Below are 6,400 nucleotides of genomic sequence, written 5' to 3'. Positions count from 1 at the left end.
GTTATGACGATTGCGGGACCCGCCATTTCAAACATTAATACTTCAGACTCATTAGTAGCCAAACAATAAGTCACCGAGCAATTTACTTACCTTAGAAACTATCGCCTTAGGCAGGAAATAATTAGGAAATAATCTTGGAAATCATTGGAAGATAACATGGAATAAGTCAGGAATTATTTTTGGAAATAGCTGGAATAAGTCATGGAATAAATGGGATTGTAGATGGAATTATCTGTAATTCATTTTGGAATAACTTGTTAAAAATGCAGGAATCATTTGTAATGCACACATGCTCCAACCCCCCTGCTTTAAAGGCTTCAAAGGCCTTTTCAAGTACTAAATACCAATCTAAGGGGTTATTCTATAAAGAATACCATTAGCTACATACAGCAATCCATTACTGTGTCTTGATGCTGTAATGGCATCAAAGCACTCATTGCCATTATAGTGTTTGTTCAGATTGCCGCTGCATCTTGAAATGAACAGAGCTTATAGCTGCATACAGAATATCACCTGCACAAACTATCAACCTAAAACGTTGATAATCCATTCGAGCTCAACCATTTTAAAAAACCAACTCACCACGCTCTAAAGACTCTAGCAACACTTTGATTGTAGTTTGCACAACTAGTAGGTTTGTAGGGCACCGACTACATGCATGAGCATGGTGCTTTCTGAGTTGCGTTTAATGATATACCTTAAGCGCTTACCCAACACCAAAAACAAAACCTTCATCTACTCATATCAGGTCGAGACTGGACACCCCTGCCAAAACTTAAACACACGCTTAATCAAGATGGATGTATGTTAGGCAATGATGCCTGTGTTGTAAAGTATGGGCACGGTCAGACATTTACCGAAGAATAGGGTTCAGTAGAACTTGAAGATGGTTCTGTATTGAAGCTTGACCAGACTTTATTTGAGACGATTGAGTTGGCTTATGCAATCACACTTCACAGAGGCAGTAAAGCGACCTTCGCCAGCATTGAGCAGAAAAACAGCTTTGTCAGAGTTTTTAGTAGGCAAATTTTAAAAAACCTAAAACAATTCCTGCAAAAACTGCCTGTTTATCTATAGCCATACAGATTTTTTCCGCTAGAATAGAGTCAAATTCGAAATATTACAGGATACCAAGTGGGAATTTCTTCAAGTTTAGGTGCAATGGTTTGGTCAGTGGCTGACCTTCTCCGTGGTGAATACAAGCAATCTGATTACGGCAAAGTTATTCTGCCCTTTACACTACTTCGTCGTTTAGAGTCGGTATTAGCTCCGACTAAGGATGCCGTGCTGGCTGAATACAATACAAAGAAAGACCTCGGTATTCCATTGGATATTTTCTTAACGCAGAAGTCAGGCAATCAGTTCTACAACACCTCTAAATTTGACCTGAACACCCTGTTGGCTGACCCTGATAACCTTTTGCAGAACTTGGAAAATTACATTACTGGATTCAGTGCCAATGCCCTTGAAGTGTTTGAGAAGTACAAATTCAATGAACAGATTCAATTCCTAAGTGATTCTGACCTGCTATTTGAAGTGGTCAAGAAATTCGCTACCATCGACTTATCGCCTGAATCTGTATCGAATCACGACATGGGCTTAGTATTTGAAGACCTGATTCGTCGCTTTGCGGAAGCCTCAAATGAAACGGCGGGTGAACATTTCACACCACGTGACACGGTTCGGCTCACCACATCACTGCTTTTCTGTATGGACGATGAAATCCTAACCAAAGAAGGCATTGTTCGCAGTTTGTATGACCCAACCGCAGGAACGGGTGGATTCTTATCCTCTGGCAGCGAATATATCCACGAACTCAACGACAAAGCCAAATTGGTGCTGTTTGGTCAAGAGCTCAATGGCGAGTCTTACGCCATCTGTAAAGCCGATATGCTGATTAAAGGTCAAGACGTAGCTAACATCAAACACGGTAACACGCTCTCTGATGACCAACTCTATACCAAGAAATTCTCTTACAGCCTAGCCACCATTCGGGGTTGAGTGGAAAAAGGTCGAGAAAATTGTTAAGCAAGAACACACTGAAAAAGGCTATGCAGGACGATTCGGACCAGGCCTGCCAAGAGTTTCTGATGGTTCTTTACTGTTCTTGATGCACCTTATTTCAAAAATGGAAAAAATCGAAAACGGTGGTGGACGTATCGGCATTATCCTAAACGGTTCTCCGCTGTTCACAGGCGGCGCAGGTTCGGGTGAATCGGAAATCCGTCGTTACATTCTCGAAAATGACCTGCTTGAGGCCATTGTTGCCTTGCCAACCGATATGTTCTTTAACACAGGGATTGCGACCTATATTTGGGTGCTTTCCAATAAAAAGCCTGAAGAACGTCAAGGTAAGGTGCAGTTAATCAACGCCACCTCGATGTTCCAACCTATGCGTAAATCACTGGGTTCTAAACGTAAAGAGATTAGCCAAGAACAGCAAGACGAAATCACTCGTATCTATGGCAATTTTGAAGAATCAAAGATTTCGAAGGTTTTTGACACAACAGATTTTGGCTTTAGACGCATTACCGTTGAACGCCCATTGCAGTTAGCCTTCTACCCTCATAGCGAAGAGAAGATTAACGCACTCAAAGAGGACTCAGCATTTAATAAATGGGATGCTGGTTTACAACAAGCGTTGCTAGAAAATCTTGCTCGTATCAAGGACGATGAAATCCTAGATAGAGAAGTTTTTAATGACCAAATTACCATCAAGCTAACCGCTGTTCAATTAAAGTTGGTTCATAAACATATCGGTAAACATAACGACAAAGCCGCCATTTGTACCGACAAAAAAGGCAATCCAGAGCCTAATCCTGATTTGCGGGATTATGAAAACATTCCGCTCAAAGAAGGCATTCAAGCGTACTTTGCACGTGAAGTGTTGCCGCATGTACCGAATGCATGGATTGATACCAATAAAACGGATGCCAGAGATGGGCAGGTTGGGATTGTCGGTTATGAAATCCCGTTTAATCGTCATTTTTATGAATACACACCACCACGCCCACTGGAAGCCATTGATGCCGATTTAGATGCCGTAACAGCGGATATTCTGAAGCTTCTGCAAGAGGTGCATGCCTGATGTCTGAGTTAATCCATAGCGAAGATTATCGTGTTTGGCTAATAGACCTAAAGCAACGAGTTCATCAAAGTCAGCTAAAAGCCGCCTTGTCGGTTAACAGCGAGCTGATTCAACTCTATTGGCAGTTAGGCTCTGAAATCGAGCAGCGACAAAAAACCGCGACGTGGGGTGATAAGTTTTTAAAACAACTTAGTCAAGACCTCATGTCAGAATTTCCAGAGATGAAAGGGTTCTCACACCGCAATTTAAAATATATACGCCACTGGTACCAGTTTTATAGCCAAACAGAAATTGGGCAACAGCTTGTTGCCCAATTAGCGCAAATCCCTTGGGGTCACAACATTCAGATTGTCAGCAAAAGCCTGACCGTCGAAGAAGCGCGCTTTTATGTGCAAAACACCCTTGAGCATGGCTGGAGCCGCAATGTTTTGGTTCATCAAATCGAAAGCGGTCTGTTTCAGCGTGAAGGCCAAGCACTGCATAATTTTCAGCAGACCTTGCCGAAGCCTCAATCCGATCTTGCTGCACAGACGCTGAAAGACCCCTATGTTTTTGACTTTCTATCACTTTCTAAAGAACACTCAGAGCGAGAACTTGAGCGTAGCCTAGTTGAAAATATAACCCAGTTTTTACTGGAGCTTGGAGCTGGGTTTGCCTACCTGGGCAAGCAATACCCAATCCAAGTTGGGGAGCGAGATTTTTATATCGACCTGCTGTTTTATCACACTCGATTGCACTGCTATATCGTGGTCGAACTGAAACTAGGCGACTTTGAACCCGAACATGCCGGGAAGCTTAATTTTTATATTAAAGCGGTCGATGAGCAACTCTGTAAGGCTGGTGATGCGTCAACCATTGGGCTATTGCTCTGCAAGAGCAAAGACAAACTGGTCGCCGAATATGCGCTGAGTGACATCCAAAAACCGATGGGTATTGCTGAATACCGCCTGACGCATACTTTGCCTGAAGAGCTGAAAGACAGTCTACCAAGCATCGAAGCCCTAGAGCAACTTACGCAGAAAGGGGAAGGTAAATGAGCAAATATAAACCGTATCCAGCCTATAAAGATTCGGGGATTGAATGGTTGGGGGAAGTTCCTGAGCATTGGTTGTCCATAAATTTGGGGCGTTTGTTTAGAAGAATAAAGCGTACAGGCTTTGAAGATAGAGAGTTGTCTCGTATGAGCACTTCAAATTCTCCGAGAGACCTTTTTGAAGATACGCTTTTGCCGCTTAGGACGTTTACTATTTCGCAATCACCCTTATATGAATTTGACCATAAGAAATAGTTTACACCGCCAGCAATATTAACCCCTTCAAAACAATCTTTGGAGTTTGGAAAGTCAACGATTTTAACTATTCTTTTTTCTTTTAGCATCATTCCCCTAAATTCATTAAGACCTTTCCCACACGCGAACCACCGAGAAGGGATGATCATAGTAATGTGCTTAGGATTGAGTCTTAGAGCGTGTTCAACAAATCTATGATAAATAGGTTTAGCACTAATACTTACCTTGTGCCGCAGTCTGAAATAGTCTGAAATTTGATACAGAGGATTACTTACAACTACATCGAACTTCACAACACCACCTTTATCGGTCAGGACAACGTTTTTATGTGAAATAGTAACCAATATACATCCAAGTCATTGATTTTTCATTCGTAAGAAGATGAGTAATTTTTTTGTATGTGAAAAGATAAACATTCCTTAACAAATTCATTTTCGGAACAACTTTCTAATCTAATCCGCGCATATCGCTATCACAAGAGTACACCCTATTAAGACTTGTCACCAAGCAGAAAAACATGTTTCAATAGAGTCGCTTTCTAATTTTTGAAACAACACTCTCACAAGGTCTAGGCATATATGCAACACAAAATCATCGCTGACAAGCGCGTAAGCACTGAAGATCAAAATACTGACCGACAGCCGTTGATAGGATGTCTTTTGATAAATTTTCATTGAGAAAACATCACCGACAACTGTCAGACGTTAACGACTTGTCCACTTAGCGACAATCATCCAAAATTAATCGCATTTTGTTTATGCCCACGCTGTGCATGGCGGTGGGCATGCGGACCAGTATAAAGCTACCAGAAAACGCTAACCCACCCGTTCAATCACATCATTGATTGAAGCGGCCTTGATGAACTGTATGTCGTTATTAAGGGCTTCAAAGTGCGCTAGGCCGCAACGAATTTTGTCGGCTTCAGCGCGTCTTAGTTCATCGCTGTTTAGCGTGCTTTTTGTTTCGACCACAAAATACAAGCGTTCAGCGCCGTCTTGTTCAATCAATACCGCCCAATCTGGGTTATAGCTACCTAGTGGGGTTTCTATTTTGAACCAGGCGGGTAGCTTGGTATAAAGTTTCACTGCTTCATTGGTTTCCAAACCTTGTGCAAAAGAAGACTCGGTAGCCGAATCATACACAATATGGCTATAAACACTTTTGTCCACCGCCATCATGTTTTGCTCTAAATAGCCTTTAAGCTCCTCCTCTAAAAACAATTCTTGCGCGTAGCAGGCCTGGTCACCGATTTTTTCATACTTGATGCCATCCACCAATGCATGCATTTTCTTGCGCTGGATAATATCCAGTGCCTGCTCAACAAACTTCTGCGGGTTCTTTTTAAAGTCGTGCAGCTTCTTACTTTCCACCAATATCCGCGCGAGCGTTTTCCGCGTCAGCTGGGTTTTGTTTTGCAAGTAGGTCAATACATCGGGTAGAGATTGATAATGCGCCTCATAGGTCTGCACCAGCTCTTTAACGCCCTCTACCCCCACGCCACTGCGATCAATCGTGACATTGGCAAGACCCGTTCTGAACTTTGGCTTGGCAATCGTCATCAATCCTAATTCGTGAATGCAATCCTCGATTAACTTATCCAGCTTAAAATTCACCTGATAAACCGTTTTGTATTTCACCCGATTCCAAAGGTCTTTAAAATCATCCCCCAAGATCACTTCTTTCTTCGGTGTGGCACTAAATGATTTGCTGGCATCTTTTACATCCAAGCCACCCGCCACTTTTTTCAGAATCGCTTCAATTTGGGGTTTATAAGGAATATAAGCATCCGGCAACACCAAAGTATTGTTTTTGAGCGCCACCTTTAAGCTGTCTTGCACTTTACCGGCTTTATCAATCAAATCCTGCTGTTTGAAATAATTCCACAGCTTTTCAGAATCTTCAGCGCCTAAAAACACCAATTCTTTATCGTCAGACTGAATCACAATATTGGCAAACGCATGATCCTCGACCACACCAAACTTAATGCCATCATCTTCTTCTATCTCACGCTGCAAAGCGGCGGT

General features: G+C 42.3%; 5 protein-coding genes and 1 pseudogene. 4 read left to right on the top strand and 2 right to left on the bottom strand.

Annotated elements, in window-relative coordinates:
• Window positions 1-1,134 precede the first annotated feature (1,134 nt).
• Genes NA59_RS15735 through NA59_RS15590 form a run of 4 tightly spaced genes read left to right on the top strand, consistent with a single transcriptional unit; the run spans window position 1,135 to window position 4,376 of the window.
• Window positions 1,135-2,001, top strand: a complete 867-nt coding sequence (locus tag NA59_RS15735; protein ID WP_198401118.1) for a type I restriction-modification system subunit M — start codon at window positions 1,135-1,137, stop codon at window positions 1,999-2,001.
• Between the two features lie 19 nt (window positions 2,002-2,020).
• Window positions 2,021-3,088, top strand: a complete 1,068-nt coding sequence (locus NA59_RS15730) for an HsdM family class I SAM-dependent methyltransferase (protein ID WP_269763853.1) — start codon at window positions 2,021-2,023, stop codon at window positions 3,086-3,088.
• A complete protein-coding gene (locus tag NA59_RS12295; RefSeq protein ID WP_044413285.1) occupies window positions 3,088-4,125 on the top strand; it encodes a PDDEXK nuclease domain-containing protein in 1,038 nt (345 codons plus the stop codon). The genes NA59_RS15730 and NA59_RS12295 overlap by 1 nt, the downstream gene beginning before the upstream one ends.
• Window positions 4,122-4,376, top strand: coding sequence for a hypothetical protein (locus NA59_RS15590; RefSeq protein ID WP_232504094.1), 255 nt, complete (start codon window positions 4,122-4,124; stop codon window positions 4,374-4,376). The genes NA59_RS12295 and NA59_RS15590 overlap by 4 nt, the downstream gene beginning before the upstream one ends.
• Window positions 4,377-4,417: 41 nt before the next feature.
• On the opposite strand, the pseudogene NA59_RS15835 reads toward NA59_RS15590, so the two are convergent.
• Both NA59_RS15835 and NA59_RS12285 read right to left on the bottom strand, forming a co-directional pair.
• A pseudogene (locus NA59_RS15835) lies at window positions 4,418-4,669 on the bottom strand (Eco57I restriction-modification methylase domain-containing protein); the annotation flags it as partial.
• Between the two features lie 522 nt (window positions 4,670-5,191).
• A partial coding sequence (locus NA59_RS12285) for a restriction endonuclease (protein WP_044413279.1) occupies window positions 5,192-6,400 on the bottom strand: 1,209 nt, incomplete at its 5' end.

The organism is Thiomicrospira microaerophila, assembly GCF_000934765.1.
GTDB lineage: Bacteria > Pseudomonadota > Gammaproteobacteria > Thiomicrospirales > Thiomicrospiraceae > Thiomicrospira > Thiomicrospira microaerophila.
Note: the sequence above shows the minus strand (reverse complement) of the source record. Positions and strands in the feature narration are given on the sequence as shown.

Bases quoted from the DNA above. Each gene is read 5' to 3' on its own strand.
- NA59_RS15590 (WP_232504094.1), top strand. From the start codon at position 4,122: ATGAGCAAATATAAACCGTATCCAGCCTATAAAGATTCGGGGATTGAA.
- NA59_RS12295 (WP_044413285.1), top strand. From the start codon at position 3,088: ATGTCTGAGTTAATCCATAGCGAAGATTATCGTGTTTGGCTAATAGAC.